We start from the raw sequence: 16,380 nt of genomic DNA on the forward strand, positions 1-16,380 counted from the left end.
TTGTGGGAGGATGACGTCGTGCAGGATCAGATGGGTCTCCGGGAGCGCAAGAAACTCGAGATGCGGCAGCGGCTGGCCGACGTCGCCGCGCAGCTCTTCATGGATCGCGGGTACGACGCCGTGGCCATGTCGGACGTCGCGAGAGCCGCCGGGGTGGCAGACCAGACCGTCTACAACTACTTCCCGACCAAGCCGAACCTGGTCCTCGACCGAGCCGGCGACATGCTCGAACGCGCACGTCGCACCGTCCTCGAACGGGAGCCGGACACGACCCCGGCTGAGGCCCTGAGCGCGCAGGTGCACGGTGACATCGACCACTTCGCGGCACGTGATGCCGTCTTCGCACGCGGCGAGTTCCCCGCGCAGTCAGTCATCAGCGACTCGCTCCGCCGCCATGCGCTGGAGTTCCGCCACGACCAAGCCGCGGCGATCGCCACGGCCATCGGACAGACGGATCCCGACGTGCCCGCCCTCGTCGCCCGTGTGCACGCCGGCGCGCTCACGACCGTCATGCAAGCGGTCACCGATCGCATCGGAGCAGCGATCCTCGCCGACGCAGACCTCGCTGCGGCAGCCCGCGAACTCCACGTCGACGCCGACGTCGCACTCACGGACGCCTCGGAGGCGTTCCGGGCCACCAGAGCACGGTTCGCAGGGCCGTCCTGAGGTCGACGCGACCGAGCAGCGGCGCTCGTGGACCTGGTCCTGACGGGCACTGGGACGTCATCGCAGCATGGGTGATCGCGACGACCTGGCTGGCGGACCGCGGGCTCGGAGTCACCGTCGGGTCAGGTGAGCACCACCTGCGCGTGGACGAGGATGTCGTGCAGGTCCGGACGGAGCGTCTCCTGCGAGGGCGTCTGCACCTTCACGATGAGCGCCGCGCCGGGCTTCGCGAACGCCCGGGCCACGGTTGCCGACCACGACCCGTCCGTGGTGTGCCCAGCGATGGAGAGGAACTGCGCGGTGCCGCCGGTCATGGTCGGCAGGAGCTGCTCCTCGAGCTGCTCGGCGGGCATCCCCGCTGCCGTGAACAGCTGCTCGGTGGCGGCGCGGTCCCCCATCGACGGGTCGAGGTCGGTGATCCGCTGCTGCGTGATGGTCGCGACCGAGCCGTCGGACTTCGTGTACTCCCGCGACCCCACGGAGGAGTCCTCCCCCGTCTGCTCCCACCCGTCGAGCGCTGAGACCTCGAGACCGAACGCGGGCAGCGTGCTCGCGGACAGTGCGGCGCCGTCCTCGAACGTGAGGTCCGTGGCCGCTGCCGCTGCGTCGGTGGTCTTCGTCGGCGCCGGCGTCCGTTCCGCAGACGACGGCGACGACGACTGCGACGACTGCGAGGACTGCGACTTCGACGGTGACTGCCGGGCCTCCGGCGCACTGCCGCTGGTTCCCGCGCACCCGGAGAGCGCGACGACGGCGAGCACGACGGCCGCCCCCACGATGGTGGCCCTGCGCGTGACGGGCAGGACGGTCGTTCTGGACATGTGGTTCCCCCTTGACTCCGCCGTGCGCCCCGTGCACCGGCGAGTACGGCACCGAGCCTACGGGTCATGGCCGAGGAGGGGCTTCACGGGGCCGTGCGGACGGGATGATCACGTCCACGGACCAACCTCGACAGCGTCAAGACCGGTCCCCAGCCGTCACGAACGGCAGTTCGGACGTGTCCAGGTTCGGGTTGTCGTCCTGGGTACGCACGAGTTCACGTGCTTCCTCGGTCGTCTCGACGGCGGGCATCGACCCGGGCAGCGGCCTGCGGGAGGACTCCCGCATCCACAGCACGCCGACGGCTCCGACCACGCTCGTCGCCATCAGGAAGTACGCCGGCGCGAGATCGTCGCCGGTGGCCTGCAGCAACGCCTGCACGATGAGCGGCGTCGTCCCGCCGAAGACGGCGATCGCGATGTTGTAGGCGAAGCCCATGCCGGCGTACCGCGTCGCCGTCGGGAAGAGCGCCGGCAGCGAAGCCGCCTGGTTCGACACCCACAGCGCGGTCATCAGCGCCAGCAGCGCCAGTCCGAGGAGAGTGGACCACTGCGCACCGTGCCCGATCAACAGGAACGCGGGGACCACGAGCACCACCGTCGTGGCCGCTCCGATCCACATCACCACACGGCGACCGACCCGGTCCGACAGTCGTCCCGTCAGCGGCAAGAGCACCGCCAGCAGGATCAGCACGGGGATCGTGAGCAGGGTGCCGTCGATGGGCGAGTAGCCCAGGGCGTCGGTGAGGTAGGTCGGCATGTACGACGTCAGGGCGTAGCCGACGGTGTTCGACGCCGCCACGAGCATCATCGCGATGACGATCGGTCGCCAGTACTGGCGGACCATCGCCCACACGGAGCGCGGTCGACCCTCCGCCTCGGCCTGCCGTTCGGTGGCCTCGGCCTGGGCTGCCTGTGTCGCTCGGAACGCCGGGGACTCCTCGATCCGGAGTCGGAACCAGATCGCGACGACGCCGATCACGCCAGCAAGCAGGAACGGGAGGCGCCAGGCCCACGACGTCATTGCCTCCTGACCGAGGGCGAGCTGCAGTGCGGTCACCACGGCGGCGCCGAGCGCGAAGCCCATGTAGCTGCCCATGTCGAGGAAGCTCGCGAAGAACCCCCGGCGACGATCCGGTGCGTACTCGGTGATGAACGTCGTCGCCCCTGCGTACTCGCCGCCCGTCGAGAACCCCTGGAGCAGCTTGAGCACGACGAGGAGCACCGGAGCCGCCGCCCCGATCAGCGCGTAGGTGGGCAGTACGCCGATCAACATCGTCGACGTCGCCATCAGGATGAGCGTCGTCGCGAGCACCTTCTGTCGCCCGACCCGGTCACCGAGCCGCCCGAACACGATGCCGCCGAGCGGCCTCGCGATGTAGGTGGCGGCGAAGACACCGAGACTGAACAGGATCTGCACCGCTGGTTCGGCGGTCGGCAGGAACACCCGGCCCATGGTGACGGCCAGGTAGCCGTACACACCGACGTCGTACCACTCCATCGTGTTGCCGACCACCATGCCGCTGACGGCCCGGCGCATCATGCCCTTGTCGACGACCGTCACGTCGCTCACGCGGAGTCGACGGGAGGGATGTCGGCTCTCGGTACTGCTGGGGTCGGACCGCATGCACTGCTCCTCGCGTCGTCTGGCCGGGCCTCATGCCCGCTGGGACAGCCATCGACGCTAGCGAGATGTCGGCGCGGACGTCGGCTCCGATCCCGAGGAATCCACCGGATCGGGCACGACGCCCCCACCCGCTTCCGCAGCCTGGTGGCGATCCGACGAGGTGGATCACATCCCTGTAACGCTTGTCGCCCGACCGGTCAGCGGGTCACCGACGGCACTGCTGGAGCAGGGGCAGTCGCCGCGCCTCGGCCCCCTCACAGCGCGTCGTCGTACCGGAGGAAGACGATCGTGCGCCCGTCGGCGGTCCCGGCGAAGACCCCGACCGGGCCCGCGGTCCGACCGGTGAGATCGGCGGCGGCGGCGCTCCGCAGTGCGTCCTCCGCACGCCGGGTCAGGGCACTCGGGACGCCCTCCGCGAGCTCCGGGACGTCGACACCCGCCGGGAGGCGCACCAGGGCGCCGACGTAGCTGCCGTCCCGGGTCGCGGACGACCGCAGTCGCTCCGCGCCGTCCGGCAGGCGCACCCCGGTGCGTTGCTCGACCGTCGAGAGCGGCGTCCCGGTGCAGGGCCCGATCCGCGCGCAGTCGCCCAGTGTCCCGACCCGTGTCGCGTTCCACCGCACACCAGCGACACCCGCGGTCAGGACGGCGACGAGCAGCACCACGAGGACCACCAGTGCGGTCAACGACCGGACGACGGACGGCGGGCGGACGAGTGCCACGGCACCCGAGACGTCGTCCAGCCGTGGCCGTCGGCGGCGCAGGACCACGGCGGGGACCGGGTCGCTTGGTGCATCGGGGACGATGGGCGGTTCGTCGCCGTCGAACGGCAGGACGAGCAGCGTCGGGTCATCGCGGAACCGCCTGGAGACGACGGCCTTCGCTCGTGCTTCCATGACGGTCACCGCGGTTATGTCGGTCCGGGTCCCGCCCTGGACGACTCGGAATCTCGGCATCCATCCAGCATCGCGGACCGCGGACGGGTTCGTGTGGGGTCGTTGCCGGATCGCAACATGCCGCCCTGGCGGCGGCAGGGAACGTACCGCGGGCGGGAAGGTGCGAGGAGGAGGAACGCAACCACGGGGCGGCCGGGAGGCTCGGTACCGGGCCGTCACGAGCCTCCCGTCCGGTGGGTGGCGCGGCGCGGCGCGGTGCGCCACCCTGCACGGTGCGGACTCCTCCGGCCGGTGCGAGGTTCATCGCTCCGTGCGGGGCACAGCCTCGTACGGGGTGCGCAACCTCGCACCATGTGCTCGCGATCAGCGGTTGGTCTGCGCTTCGAGGAAGTCCGGGTAGCGTCCGCCGACGATCTCGACGGAGTCGGAGAGCGCCGTCAGGCGGTCGACGTCGGCAGCGGACAGGTCGACGTCCGCGGCCCCGGTGTTCTCGGTGAGCCGGTGCGGCTTCGTCGTGCCGGGGATCGGGACGATCCACGGCTGCCGGGCCAGGAGCCAGGCCAGCGCGACCTGTCCCGGCGTCGCCCCGAGTCCGCTGGCGATCTCCTTCACGCCGTCGACGAGCGCGACGTTCGACGTGAGCGCCTCGCCCCCGAACCGCGGGATGCTCGCGCGCAGGTCGTCGTCGCCGAACGTCGCCGAAGCGTCGATCGTGCCGGTGAGGAACCCCTTGCCGAGCGGGCTGAACGGCACGAAGCCGATGCCGAGTTCGGCGCAGGCGTCGAGGACCCCGTCCTCCGGGCGGCGCCACCAGAGCGAGTACTCGCTCTGGATCGCGGTCACCGGCTGTACGGCGTGTGCGCGCCGGATGGTCGTCTCGGCGGCCTCGGACATGCCGTAGCGGAGGACCTTGCCCTCGGCGATGAGGTCGCGGACGACGCCGGCGAACTCCTCGATCGGGTGGTCCGGGTTGACGCGGTGCTGGTAGTACAGGTCGATGTGGTCCGTCCCGAGGCGTCGGAGCGACCCCTCGGCGGCGGCGCGGACCTCGTCCGGGCGGAGCAGGCGTCCGAGCGGCTCGTGGGTGTCGGGATCGATGGCGTTCGCGAACTTCGTGGCGATCGTCACGCGGTCGCGGACCGGCGCGAGTGCTTCGCCGACGAGTTCCTCGTTGCGGTGCGGGCCGTAGGTCTCGGCGGTGTCGAACAGGGTGACGCCCTGGTCGACGGCGCTGCGGATCAGGTCGACCATCGCGGAGCGGTCGGGACTGCCGCCGTACCCGCCGGTCATCGTCATGCAGCCGAGGCCGATCTCGGCCACGTCGAGGTCGGTCCCGAGGGTCCTGGTCTTCATGGGCGTCCTTCTCTCGGTCGGGGTTCGGCCGCGGCGTGGAGTGCGTCGCGGCGGTCGGTCGCGTCGAGTGCGTCGCGGCGGTCGGTGGCGTCGAGTGCGTCGCGGCGGTCGGTGGCGTCGACGGAACCGAGCAGCCGGAGCGCGTCGGCGGTCGGGGAGCCGGGTTCGGCGGTGTACACCAGGAAGCTCAGGCTCGGGTCGCTCATCAACCGGGCGCCCTCGAACACGAGGTCGAGCGCACCGACGACCGGGTGGACGAAGTGCTTCTCCCCCGTCGCGTGCCGGCGGACGTCGTGCGCGCCCCACTTCGTCCGGAACTCCGGGCTGCGCGTCGAGAGCTCGCCGATGAGGTCCTGCAGGTCCTTGTCGTGGGGGTCGTGCCCGGCTGCGGTACGGAGGATCGCGACGCTCTGGTCGGCGGCGAGGTCCCAGTCCGGGTAGAACGCGTCCGCCCAGTCCCGGTCGAGGAAGGCCGCGCGGGCGAGGTTCGGGCGCTCCGCCTTCCGGAAGAGGTCGGCGTAGAGGGCCCGTCCGAGTGCGTTCGCACCGAGGAGGTCGAGGTGGTCGTTCCGGATGAACGCCGGACCACCGGTGAAGGCGTCGAGGGTGAGCTGCAAGCTGAGGCGGAGCGTCTTCGGCGTGGTCGAGCGTCGTCCGGCGCGGACCGGGGAGGCGTTCGCGGCGCGAGCGAGGTCGAACAGGTGGTCGCGTTCGGCGTCGTCGAGGAGCAGTGCGCCGGCGATGGCGTGCAGCACGCTGTCCGAGGCTCCGGAGAGGCTGCCGCGTTCGAGCCGGGAGTAGTACTCGACGCTGACGTCGGCGAGCATCGCGACCTCTCCGCGACGGAGGCCGGCCACCCGGCGGTTCGGACCCGTCGGCAGGCCGACCTGCTCCGGGCGGACCCGGGCACGGCGGCTGACCAGGAAGTCCTTGACGTCCTCGCTGTTCGTGCTCATGAGGCGACCCTACGAGTGCCGGTCGGGGCGCGGGCTGATGCGGACGGTCGCCGAGGTCGGTCCGTCCTGCAGCATCGGGGGCAGGTACTGGCTGCCCGCGTACTTCGTCTCGTAGGCGGCGTCGATCCGGCTGTTGAGGTCCGGGCCGATCGCTTCGAACGTCACCTCGTGGTCGGCTCCGGCGACGGTGATCCTGCCGGCACCCTGCTCGACGGCAGAGCGGTACCAGCGGGAGCGGCGCCCGTTGTACGCGCGGACGTAGAGGTCGCCGTCGACCACCACCGACCAGATCCACGTGGGGGTGCCGTACGTCGTGCCGTCGGCGCGGAAGGGGCTGACGTGGAGGTCGTCGCTGGCGGCGATCGTCGCGATGGTGTCGGGGGTCCAGTCGGACATGGTGCTCCTGTTCAAGCAGTCGGTGGGAAGGATCCCGTTCGTCAGTGGCCGGCGAGGTCCTCGTCGGCGACGTGCTCGAGCCAGGTGGTCGTGGTCGAGGGGTCGTCGGCGTTCTCGAGCATCGCGAGGTGCTCCATGAACGTCCCCTCGGCGGACGCGTGGAAGTGCTCCTCGCCGGGTGAGACGTGGACGGTGTCACCGGGGTGGGCAGTGATGACCGCGCCGTCACGGGTCCCGAAGTGCGCGACCCCCTGCGTGACGCGCAGGAACTGCCCCCGGGCGTGCGAGTGCCAGGCGGTGCGAGCACCGGGAGCGAACCTGACGAGGGCGAGCGTGGCGCGTTGGTCGTCGTTCTGCGGGGCGGCGATGAGGTCGACCCAGACGTCACCGGCGAACTGCTCGGGCGGGTTCTTCACGGTCGGTGTCTTCGGCAGGATCTCCTGCGACATGGTGGTCCCTTCGGGTTCGGTGTCCTGGCGGCGCCCGGGGTCCAGCGTGGGTGGACGGCCCGGCGTCGTCCACGCTACGAGCGGGGGCAGCGCTGAGGGATGCCCTGACGGGGCAGCCCTCACCGCTGACTCACTGGTCTTCGGCGGGTGCGGCCGCGTTCACCTGCGCGAGCCCGTTCAGGGTGCGCGGGTAGCCGATCTGCGGCAGGAGGACGGTGAGCACGTCGAGGAGCTGCGCACGGGTGTTGCCGACGTTGCGGTTCGCGGCGACGTGTCCCTTGACCTGTGTGTCGGCACCGCCGAGCGCGACGAGGAGCGCGAACGTGATCAGTTCCCGCTGCTGCAGGTCGAAGCCGGTGCGCCTGTAGTGGTCGCCGAAGCAGTTGGCGGACAGGAACCGCTGGAACCGGAGTGCGTCCGCTGGAGCGTTTTCGTACATGCCGTCGACGGTCTCCGTGCCGACGATCTCGCGCTGCACCGCGATCCCGAGGTGCATGCGGTCCTCCGGCGTCGTGGTCGACTGCCCGGGGAGGGGCAGCGTGACACCACGTGCCGTGAGCACCTCGTTGGTGATCGTGGTGAAGTCGACGACGCGGGCGACCCCGACGTACGCGACGGCCTGGTACGTCAGCTCCTTCACCTGGACCGGAGTGACGCCGTTGTCGAGCGCGGCTCCGAGCAGGCTGCGGAACGGGGCGTGCGCACCGACGGCGATCGTCGCTGCGAGCTGGTAGGTGAGGCGGTCGGCACGGCTCAGCGAACTGTTCGCGAGCACGTCGCCGTACGCGAAGTCGGCGTGGTACGCCCAGAACTCCGGGTCGGTCTCGCCGAGCGAGGTGGTCGTGTCCGGGAACAGCGTCGCGAGTTCCTGCTGTGCGTCGTCATGGGTGGTCATCGGGAGCTCCTGTCGTCCTGGGGGTGCAACCGGCGCTCCGGCTGCACCCGTTCGACGCTAGGAGCGGGTGCGCTGACCTGGGACGCCCTGTCAGGGGACGCCCTGTCAGGGAACGCCCTGTCAGGGCACGCCGTGTCAGGGCACGCCTGTCAGGGCACGCCTGTCAGGGCACGAGGGCGGCGAGGCGCCGGAGCCGGATCGCGGACTCGGAGTCGGGTGCCACCGTCCAGAGCACGATCTGCTGGTCCGGGTCCATCGCTGAGGCGAGGATCTCCCAGTCCAGGGTCAACTCGCCGACCACCGGATGGTGCAGGGTCTTGCTGCCGGTCCCCCGGCCAGCGACCTCGTGCGCCGTCCAGATGGCGGCGAACTCGGGGAACTGCGCCGAGAGCTCGTCGACGATGCGGGTCAGTTCGGGGTCGTCCGGGTACCGGGCGCTGTCCCGACGGAGTTGCGCGATCGCGAGTTCCACGACGCCCGGCCAGTCCGCGTAGAGACTGCGCATCGCAGGGTCCGCGAACAGGAGCCGGATGAACGTCCGGTCGTGTTCCGGGACGGCGGCGAAGTCGGTGATGAGCGCCGCTCCGAGCCGGTTCCAGCCGATGACGTCGGTGCGTCGTCCGAGGACGAACGCCGGCGTCGTCGCGAGGTCGTCGAGCGCGCGCTGCAGCGGGGCCTGGACGACCTGTCGTCGGGGCCGGGGCGGCTCGAGCTCGGGCTTCCCGGCGAGTTCGAAGAGGTAGGCGCGGTCCTCGTCGGTGAACCGCAACACGCGAGCCAGGTCGGCGAGCACCGGCGCGGACGCGGCCATCCTCCCCTGCTCGATGCGGGTGTAGTACTCCACGCTGATCGCCGCTGCGTCCGCGACCTCCCCGCGGCGCAGCCCCGACACGCGTCGTGCGCTCCCCGCTGTCGGCACCCCGAACGACCCGGGGTCGAGTTCCGCACGACGGGCGCGGAGGAAGTCGCCCAGTTCACGAGCTCGCACGTCCATGGCCATCTGGTGATCCTGCCATCCGGAAGGGGGCAGAGAACTCTGCCCTGCACGACCGAGACGCGCGCTGTCAGCATCGTCACAATCACCCTGCGTCGTGAGGAGACACCATGAAGGTCATCGGTCTGACCGAGTTCGGAGCGGCTTCCGTGCTGCGCCCCCTGGACGTGCCGGAGCGGCACGCCGGCCCCGGAGAGGTCCGCGTCCGCGTCCGTGCCGCCGCCGTGAACCCGGTGGACGCCATCATCCGCGCGGGAGGCTTCGCCGGGAACGACCGCGCGGTCGCCGAGCCGGTCGTCCCCGGGACGGACGTCGCCGGCACCATCGACGAGATCGGCACCGACCAGCCTGACGGGTTCGACCTCGTCGTCGGCGACGCCGTCTCCGGGTTCGTCGTCCCCGACGGCAGCCACGGGGGCTACTCCGAGCAGATCGTGCTCCCCGCGCTGTCCGTCACGCGGATGCCGTCGAACGGTGGGTACGCCGAGGGCACGGCGTTCCTCTCGAACGCGCTCACGGCGGAGATCACCCTGGAGCACCTCGCCCTCGACCCCGGTCAGACCCTCGCCGTCACCGGGGCGACCGGCGCCGTCGGCGGGTACCTCGTCGAGCTCGCCGCACAGCGGGGCATCACCGTCATCGCTGATGCCCGGGCTGCGGAGTCCGACCGTGTCCGCGCACTCGGTGCCTCGGTCGTCCTGGACCGCGACGACGACTTCGTGGCGGGTGTCCTCGCTGCGACGAACGGTGTCGGCGCCGACGCGCTCGCCGACCCGGCGATCCTGACCGACCGGGTCATCGGCGCCGTCCGCGACGGTGGGCAGGTGGCCTTCTACCTCCCCACCGACGTCGACCCGGGGCGCGGCATCCGTGTCTTCGGGTCGTACGTCATGCGCTCCAACCTCCGGCACGACGCCATCGAACGACTGGCCCGGGCGGTGGAGCGCGGCGAGCTCACCGCGACCGTGGCGGGCACGCTCCCCGCCGACGAGGCGTCGACCGCCCACGAACGTCTCGCGCACGGCGGCTTCCGCGGCCGCCTCGTCCTCGAGTTCTGACGTCGGCGGACAGTTCATCCAGCTGGTCGGCAGCTGGACCCGCGTCCGCTGAACGGGCGATCCGTCGAGGCGCGCGTCGCCGCCACGGCGGCAGTGACCATCGTCAACGCCACCCTGTGACGGACTGGAGGCTCGGGACCAGCTGGCACCGCGCCTCCAGTCCGTCACCGGCCCCGGTCCGTCGCGTCGATGGCGGCCGACCTCGTGGACACGCTGCCGTCCGGACTCGACGCGATCGTCGGGCACTCCCTCGGCGGCCGGGTCATCGCCGACGCCGTGGCGCAGCTCCGACCTCGACGTGCGGTCTACCTCGACCCCGGCTTCGGCCTCACCCTGCCGAGGTCGGGTGTCGTCGCCGCGCTGTTCTGGCGCCTCCCGGGCCTGGGGCGCGTCCTGGCCTGGGCGTACGACCGGGCCGACCAGGCCACGGGTGCCGCGAACGTCGCGCTCGTCGAGGCCGCGCACCGCACCTGGGACCGCTCGATGGTGGCGGACCTGCTGCACGACGTCGCCGTGCACCCGGTGGCGCCAGCACCGCCGGTCGTCCCCTCGACACTGGTGCTGTCCGACGACGGCCGGCTCGTGGTGCCGACCCGGGATCTCCGCCGGTTCGCCGAGCTGGGCTGGGACCTGCTCCGGATGCGCGGCATCCGCCACGACGTGTTGCTGCTCGACGGACAGCGGACGGCGCGGGCGATCCGCGAGGTCGTGGGCACCTGAAGGAAGCGTCCCCGCGGCTGCCGGTCCGTCCGTCCGTCCGTCGGACAGCTGGACGTCTAACGAGCGGGACCTGCCGACGCGCGTCGCGGTGCTGGGCCAGCCGACGCCTGCTCGTAGCGGGGAAGCGTCCAGGCACCGCCTCGGTCCGTCGTGGCTCGTGCCGCGATCCGTTCGGGGATGCGGAGCGCGCAGGCGACGGCGAACGCCGCCTGGAGGGCAGCGACGGCGATCCTCGGTCGCGGGAACCCGAAGGCGAGCAGGCGGGGCTTCACGGCGGCCTGGATCTCGTCGACGAAGGGGCGGAGCGTCGAGTCGTACCGGGCGAGGGCGCCGACCAGGTCGTCCGGTGTGGCGTTGACCTCACCGGCGAGGACGTACGCCCCCACCAGGCCGCCGGAGATGCCCATGCCGCTGTAGGGCGACGCGCAGTGCGCCGCGTCTCCGAGCAGGACGACGCGACCCGTCGACCAGGTGTCGGTGCGGACCTGCAGGACCTCCTGCGAGTAGAAGAACGGTGCTTCCGCCATGCCGTCGACGAACCGCTGCGTCTGCCAGCCGGCACCCCGGAACCGGTCAGCCCAGAACCGCTGCTGGTCCTCGACCGGAGCGCGGTGGACGGCGGAGGCCTCGGCCGACGAGTCGCGGAGGATGAAGTACGCCTGCGTCTCGGTCGCGTTGTGGCTGCGGCGCATGATCTGCCGACCACCGGGAGCCGCGTAGGTCTCGCGCATGTCGCTGTCGGAAGCGACTCGCGGCACGAACCAGTAGGCCATGTGCAGTCCGGTCCGCCAGGACACCTCCGCTCCCTCGGGGAGGACGTCGCGACGGATCCGGGATCCCTGGCCGTCAGCACCGACGAGCAGGTCGAACGTCTCGTCCGAGCCGTCGGAGAAGTGCGCGACGACCTCGTCCTGCGTCTGGTCGAAGCCCTCGACGGTGAGCCCGAAGCGGTAGTCGACGTCGTCCTTCGTGGCGTCGTGGAGGATGCGGACGAGGTCGCCGCGCATGATCTCGAACTCCGAGGTGAGCGTCTGCTTCCCCTGACCGGAGGTGTTCGCCATGATCGCTCCGAGTCGTCGGCCCGACCCGTTCACGAACGCGACACCCGGCTCGGCCACGAGGTGCGCCCGGACCTCGTCCAACAGGCCCATCGCTGCGATCGCCTCGATGCCCTGCCCGCGCAGGTCGACCTGGGCCCCGGTTGCCCGGAGCGCGGGGTACCGCTCCGCCACCGCGACGTGGTGACCGGCTCGCGCGAGCCAGAACGCCAGCGCTGGACCGGCGACTCCCCCGCCTGCGATGAGCACCTTCAACGACTTCGTGTCCTCTGCGACCATGGTGCGCCTCCTGCTTTCCCTATCAGTGATAGTGGGAGTGTGCGCCTATCAGCGATAGTCTGTCAACCATGGCGAAGATCGAGTGGGCTGCGGCGGTCCGGGAAGCGTTGGCGTTGCTCGACGAAGTGGGGCTCGACGGGGTCAGCACGCGCGCGGTGGCGCGGCGGCTCGGGGTGGAGCAGCCGTCGCTGTACTGGCACTTCAAGAACAAGCAGGAACTCTTGGCGGCGATGGCCGCGGCAGCGCTCGAGCGACACGATGAGCTCCCCGTGCCGCAGGCGGGTGATGACTGGAAGGCGTGGTTCCTGGAGAACTACCGGAGCTTCCGCAGCACCCTCCTGGCACATCGCGACGGGGCGCGCCTCCATGCTGGTTCCGTCCCGGACGGCGCCTCCAGGGAACGGCTCCTGCAGAAGTTCGCGTTCCTCGTCGATGCCGGTGTGGCCCAGCAGGACGCGATCGCGGGGATGCTCGCCGCGAGCCGGTTCACCGTCGGCAGCGCCCTCGAGCAACAGGCCGACCCGGACCCGGACCCAGACCCGGACGAGGCAGCAGTGGCCGGGCAGCCCGTCGCCCCGACGCACGAGCACGCCTTCGAGGCGGGCCTCCTGATGCTGCTGACCGGTCTCGAGGGCGTCGGCACTGCCGCCGCAGCCCGGCAGCACTGACGGGCGGCGAACCCTGGCGCAGCACGATCGGGCGTGGCAGCATGACGACACGCACACCGGTTCGAGAGGGGCTCACTCATGACCGAGACACGGCAGCCGTACCGGGCAGACCCGACAGCGACGACGCGCACGCTCCAGCAGGGCAGCCCTGGTGGCAGTCCGAGGACCTACATCGCCCCCGAGCAGGCAGGTCCTGACCACGGCGAGCCACTGGTGCCGCTGAGCACCGCGTCGCGGGTGTTCCGCGTGGTCGTGGCGCTCGCGCTCGGGGTGCTCGGGATCCTGGCCGTGATCAGGATCGTCGCCCTGAGCATCACGCTCGCAGCACTCTGGAACGCCACCACGGGGACACCCGACGCCGGCTCGACGACCACGGCGCTCGTCGGCAACGTCGTCCTCGCGGTCGTGTTCCTGACCTACCCCGCGATCGCCGTCCGGCGTCTCGTCCGAGCCCGTCGCCGACGTCGCTCGTGACCCCGTCCGCGCGCGTGCGCTGACGCCGGCGTCGCGCGGTTCCTTGCTCGTGGGGCTGCGGTCTGCCAGCGTTGCCACATGGACGACGACGTGACCACGCTGCGTCGCGTGCCCGGGTTCCGCTCGTACTGGTCGGCGGCGACCGTCTCGTCGTTCGGATCAGCGGTGAGCGCGGTGGCCGTCCCGGTCCTCGTGGTGACGGTGCTGCACGCCACGCCGTTCGAGGTGGGACTGGTGAACGCTGCGCAGTTCCTCCCGTACGCCGTGTTCGGTCTGCTCGTCGGCGCGTACGTCGACCGCTTCCGCCGGAAGCCCCTGCTGATCTGGGCGAGCGTCGGTCGCGGCGTGTGCCTCGGCGCGATCCCGGTCCTCTGGCTGATGGGGCTCCTGGACCTCTGGGTGACGGCGGCGGCGTTGTTCGTGTTCGGCGTCCTCTCCGTCGTGGGCTTCGCCGCGACGCAGTCACTCCTGCCCCGGATCGTGCCCCGTCCGCTCCTCCTGGCGGCGAACGCGCGGGTGGACCAGAGCGACGCGGCGGCGCAGACGGTGGGCCCGGCGCTCGGAGGCGTCCTGGTCAGCATCGTGACGGCGCCGGTCGCGATCGCCCTCGACGCGCTGAGCTACTTCGTCGACGCCGTCCTCATCGCCCGGGTCCGTGTCGTCGAGCAGCAGCCGGCACGCCGCGCCGAGGGACGACTGCGGAGCGACATCGCCGACGGCCTGCGGTGGACCTACGGCCACCCGACGCTCGCTCCGCTGGCGCTCTCCACACACCTCTGGTTCCTCGCCAACGCCGCCGCGCTCACGGTCTTCGCGACCCTCGCGCTCCGGACGCTCGCGCTCCCAGCGGCGGTGTACGGGACCGTCCTCGCCGTCAGCGGCATCGCGATGCTCGTCGGTGCGACTGCGGCGCCGCGACTCGGTACCCGCTTCGGAGCAGGCCGGACGATCATCGCCGCTCGAGCCGCGTACCCGATCGCGTGGGCGGCCATCGCGATCGCGACCCTCGACGTCGGGGTCGCACCGCCGCCGACGACCGTCGTGGTCCTGTTCGTCGCGTTCGCCGTGCACGGCGCTGCCGCAGGGTGTGAGAACGCGAACGAGATGAGCCTCCGCCAGACCGTCACTCCCGACGCGCTGCTCGGTCGGATGAACGCCACGATGCGCAGCGCGAACCGGACGCTCGCCGCTGCGGGAGCCGTGGGTGGTGGCGCGCTCATGACGGTCGCCGGCGCTGGTCCCGCGCTGCTCGTGGTGACCCTCGTGTTCGTCGGCGCCGTCGTGGTCGCGGCGTGCTCCCCGCTGCGGGTGAGCGCCGTGCGGTAGCCGACGGGCAGCGACACGACAGGACAGTCCCCTGCCTCCGGAGACCTGGAAGCAGGGGAATGCACGCACGACTACCGCTTCAGGTTCGTCAGCTCCTGCAGCACCTCGTCCGAGGTGGTGATGATGCGGGCGTTCGCCTGGAAGCCGCGCTGCGCGACGATCAGGTTCGTGAACTCCTGCGACAGGTCGACGTTCGACATCTCGAGCGTGCCCGACGCGAGCGACCCGATGCCCGCGGAGCCCGGGGTGCCGACGTTCGCCTGGCCCGAGTTCGCGGTGGTGCGGTAGCCGGACGCGCCGGTCTTCTCGAGGCCGGCCGGGTTCGCGAAGGTCGCGAGGGCGATGCGGCCGATGGCGAGCGACGAGCCGTTCGAGAAGCTGCCGACGACGGTGCCGTCCTTCGAGATCGAGTAGCCCTTGAGCGACCCGGCCTCGTGGCCGTTCTGCGACGAGATGGACGCCGTGTTGAGCGTCGCGAAGCCGGAGAGCTGCGTCATGTCGACGGTGATGCCGCCGACCGCGATGGTGCCGCCGGAGGCGATGCTGCCGTCGGCCTTGAAGGTCATGTCACCGGTCTTCGAGAGGCCCTGGCCGTTGGAGGCCGTGACGGTCCAGCCCGTCGTCGTGCGCTGGTACGCGAGCGACATCGTGTGCTTGGTGCCGTACTGGTCGTACACGGTGGCGTCGCGGTTCAGCGTCTGGCCGACGGCGGTGTCGGAGGGCAGGTTGCCCGTGACGGTCGCCGAGCTGGTCGCCGTGGCGGGGGCAGCGGCCTCGATCGGCAGGGTGATGTCGGTGAGCGCGCCGCCGTCGTTGACGACGCCGTTCGTGGCCGGGTAGCCCTGGACGACCTTGCCGTCCGAGCTGACCAGGCGGCCGTTCGCGTCGAAGTCGAACGCGCCGGCGCGGCTGTACACGGTCTCGTTGCCGAGGCGGGTGACGAAGAACCCGTCGCCGGAGATCATCAGGTCGGTCGCCTTGCCGGTGGCCTGGGCCGAGCCCTGCGCGAAGTTGGTGGAAACGCCGGCGACCTGCACGCCGAGGCCGATCTGGGCGGGGTTCGTGCCGCCGATGCCGGTCTGCGGCCCCCCGGCGCCCTGGGTCATCTGCGACAGGGTGTCCTGGAAGACGGTCGACGAGGCCTTGAAGCCGACGGTGTTCACGTTGGCGATGTTGTTGCCCGTGACGTCGAGCATCTCCTGGTGCGAGCGGAGGCCGGAGATCCCGGAGTAGAGCGAGCGGAGCATGGTGTGTCCCTTTCAGGGAGGAAGAGGAAGTGGAAGAGCAGGGGGAAGGTGGATCAGGAGGCGGTCTTGATACCGGAGATCACGTCGAGATCGACCTCCTTCCCGTTCACGGTCACGGTCGGGACGCTCTGCGCGTACGAGACCGCGGATGCGGTCCCGGTGATCGAGGCCCCTGACACGGCGTCCGTGTAGCTGACCTGCTTGCCCACGAGGTTCGCCGCGGCGATCCGCATCTGCAGGGAGAAGTTCTCGTTCCCCGTGGTGGTCTGGTTGGTGACCTGTTCCATCATCGCGAGCTGCGTCTGCTGGCTGATCATCTGGTTGGTGTCCATCGGCGAGGACGGGTCCTGGTTCCGCAGCTGCGTGACGAGCAGCTTCATGAAGACCTCGGAGTCCATCGTCTGGGACGTCTTGTTGGTGTTCGCAGCGAGTGCGGCGGCCTGCGCGGCCTGGTCCACACTCCCGGTGATCCCGTCGATCGGCATGGTGTCTGTTCCTTG

18 protein-coding genes are annotated in these 16,380 nt (G+C 71.0%); 6 read left to right on the forward strand and 12 right to left on the reverse strand.

The window, feature by feature from the left end; translation table 11 throughout:
- Window positions 1-18: 18 nt before the first annotated feature.
- A complete protein-coding gene (locus BIU98_RS10540) occupies window positions 19-666 on the forward strand; it encodes a TetR/AcrR family transcriptional regulator (protein ID WP_139200661.1) in 648 nt (215 codons plus the stop codon).
- A 122-nt stretch (window positions 667-788) separates the two neighbouring features.
- Here the strand turns inward: BIU98_RS10540 and BIU98_RS10545 are convergent, their stop codons facing one another.
- The 9 genes from BIU98_RS10545 to BIU98_RS10585 form a co-directional block, all read right to left on the reverse strand.
- On the reverse strand, window positions 789-1,487 hold the full coding sequence (locus tag BIU98_RS10545) for a hypothetical protein (RefSeq protein ID WP_139200662.1): 699 nt from the start codon (window positions 1,485-1,487) through the stop codon (window positions 789-791).
- 136 nt (window positions 1,488-1,623) lie between these two features.
- Window positions 1,624-3,111: an MFS transporter gene (locus BIU98_RS10550; protein ID WP_071275659.1), complete on the reverse strand. Its 1,488-nt coding sequence runs from the start codon at window positions 3,109-3,111 to the stop codon at window positions 1,624-1,626.
- Between the two features lie 254 nt (window positions 3,112-3,365).
- Window positions 3,366-4,067, reverse strand: a complete 702-nt coding sequence (locus tag BIU98_RS10555; RefSeq protein ID WP_139200663.1) for a hypothetical protein — start codon at window positions 4,065-4,067, stop codon at window positions 3,366-3,368.
- Window positions 4,068-4,370: 303 nt separating this feature from the next.
- Window positions 4,371-5,360, reverse strand: a complete 990-nt coding sequence (locus BIU98_RS10560) for an aldo/keto reductase (protein ID WP_071275663.1) — start codon at window positions 5,358-5,360, stop codon at window positions 4,371-4,373.
- Window positions 5,357-6,316, reverse strand: a complete 960-nt coding sequence (locus tag BIU98_RS10565; protein ID WP_071275665.1) for a helix-turn-helix transcriptional regulator — start codon at window positions 6,314-6,316, stop codon at window positions 5,357-5,359. The genes BIU98_RS10560 and BIU98_RS10565 overlap by 4 nt, the downstream gene beginning before the upstream one ends.
- Before the next feature lie 9 nt (window positions 6,317-6,325).
- Window positions 6,326-6,712: a DUF2255 family protein gene (locus tag BIU98_RS10570; protein WP_071275667.1), complete on the reverse strand. Its 387-nt coding sequence runs from the start codon at window positions 6,710-6,712 to the stop codon at window positions 6,326-6,328.
- A gap of 41 nt (window positions 6,713-6,753) precedes the next feature.
- Window positions 6,754-7,161, reverse strand: a complete 408-nt coding sequence (locus BIU98_RS10575) for a cupin domain-containing protein (RefSeq protein ID WP_071275669.1) — start codon at window positions 7,159-7,161, stop codon at window positions 6,754-6,756.
- 130 nt (window positions 7,162-7,291) lie between these two features.
- Window positions 7,292-8,056, reverse strand: coding sequence for a carboxymuconolactone decarboxylase family protein (locus BIU98_RS10580; RefSeq protein WP_071275671.1), 765 nt, complete (start codon window positions 8,054-8,056; stop codon window positions 7,292-7,294).
- 163 nt (window positions 8,057-8,219) lie between these two features.
- On the reverse strand, window positions 8,220-9,056 hold the full coding sequence (locus tag BIU98_RS10585; RefSeq protein WP_139200664.1) for a helix-turn-helix domain-containing protein: 837 nt from the start codon (window positions 9,054-9,056) through the stop codon (window positions 8,220-8,222).
- 104 nt (window positions 9,057-9,160) lie between these two features.
- Here BIU98_RS10585 and BIU98_RS10590 point away from each other — a divergent pair, with 104 nt between their 5' ends.
- Window positions 9,161-10,108: an NADP-dependent oxidoreductase gene (locus BIU98_RS10590; RefSeq protein ID WP_071275673.1), complete on the forward strand. Its 948-nt coding sequence runs from the start codon at window positions 9,161-9,163 to the stop codon at window positions 10,106-10,108.
- Window positions 10,109-10,297: 189 nt separating this feature from the next.
- Window positions 10,298-10,828 carry a hypothetical protein gene (locus tag BIU98_RS10595; protein ID WP_071275675.1) on the forward strand — a complete coding sequence of 177 codons (531 nt, stop codon included), beginning with the start codon at window positions 10,298-10,300 and terminating at the stop codon, window positions 10,826-10,828.
- 56 nt (window positions 10,829-10,884) lie between these two features.
- Here the strand turns inward: BIU98_RS10595 and BIU98_RS10600 are convergent, their stop codons facing one another.
- Entirely contained in the window at window positions 10,885-12,165 is a 1,281-nt protein-coding gene (locus BIU98_RS10600; RefSeq protein WP_071275677.1) for an FAD-dependent monooxygenase, read from the reverse strand.
- Window positions 12,166-12,233: 68 nt separating this feature from the next.
- Between BIU98_RS10600 and BIU98_RS10605 the strand changes: the two genes are divergently transcribed.
- The 3 genes from BIU98_RS10605 (at window position 12,234) to BIU98_RS10615 (ending at window position 14,633) form a co-directional block, all read left to right on the forward strand.
- Window positions 12,234-12,833 carry a TetR/AcrR family transcriptional regulator C-terminal domain-containing protein gene (locus BIU98_RS10605; RefSeq protein ID WP_071275679.1) on the forward strand — a complete coding sequence of 200 codons (600 nt, stop codon included), beginning with the start codon at window positions 12,234-12,236 and terminating at the stop codon, window positions 12,831-12,833.
- A gap of 78 nt (window positions 12,834-12,911) precedes the next feature.
- Window positions 12,912-13,307 carry a hypothetical protein gene (locus BIU98_RS10610; RefSeq protein WP_071275681.1) on the forward strand — a complete coding sequence of 132 codons (396 nt, stop codon included), beginning with the start codon at window positions 12,912-12,914 and terminating at the stop codon, window positions 13,305-13,307.
- Between the two features lie 78 nt (window positions 13,308-13,385).
- On the forward strand, window positions 13,386-14,633 hold the full coding sequence (locus BIU98_RS10615; RefSeq protein WP_071275683.1) for an MFS transporter: 1,248 nt from the start codon (window positions 13,386-13,388) through the stop codon (window positions 14,631-14,633).
- Window positions 14,634-14,704: 71 nt separating this feature from the next.
- Here BIU98_RS10615 and BIU98_RS10620 read toward each other — a convergent pair whose 3' ends face one another.
- Both BIU98_RS10620 and BIU98_RS10625 read right to left on the reverse strand, forming a co-directional pair.
- Complete coding sequence (locus BIU98_RS10620; RefSeq protein ID WP_071275685.1) at window positions 14,705-15,880, reverse strand: flagellar hook protein FlgE; 1,176 nt, start codon at window positions 15,878-15,880, stop codon at window positions 14,705-14,707.
- A 53-nt stretch (window positions 15,881-15,933) separates the two neighbouring features.
- Window positions 15,934-16,365, reverse strand: coding sequence for a flagellar hook assembly protein FlgD (locus BIU98_RS10625; RefSeq protein WP_071275687.1), 432 nt, complete (start codon window positions 16,363-16,365; stop codon window positions 15,934-15,936).
- Window positions 16,366-16,380: the final 15 nt, after the last annotated feature.

Source organism: Curtobacterium sp. MMLR14_010, assembly GCF_001865015.1.
Classification (GTDB): Bacteria; Actinomycetota; Actinomycetes; order Actinomycetales; family Microbacteriaceae; genus Curtobacterium.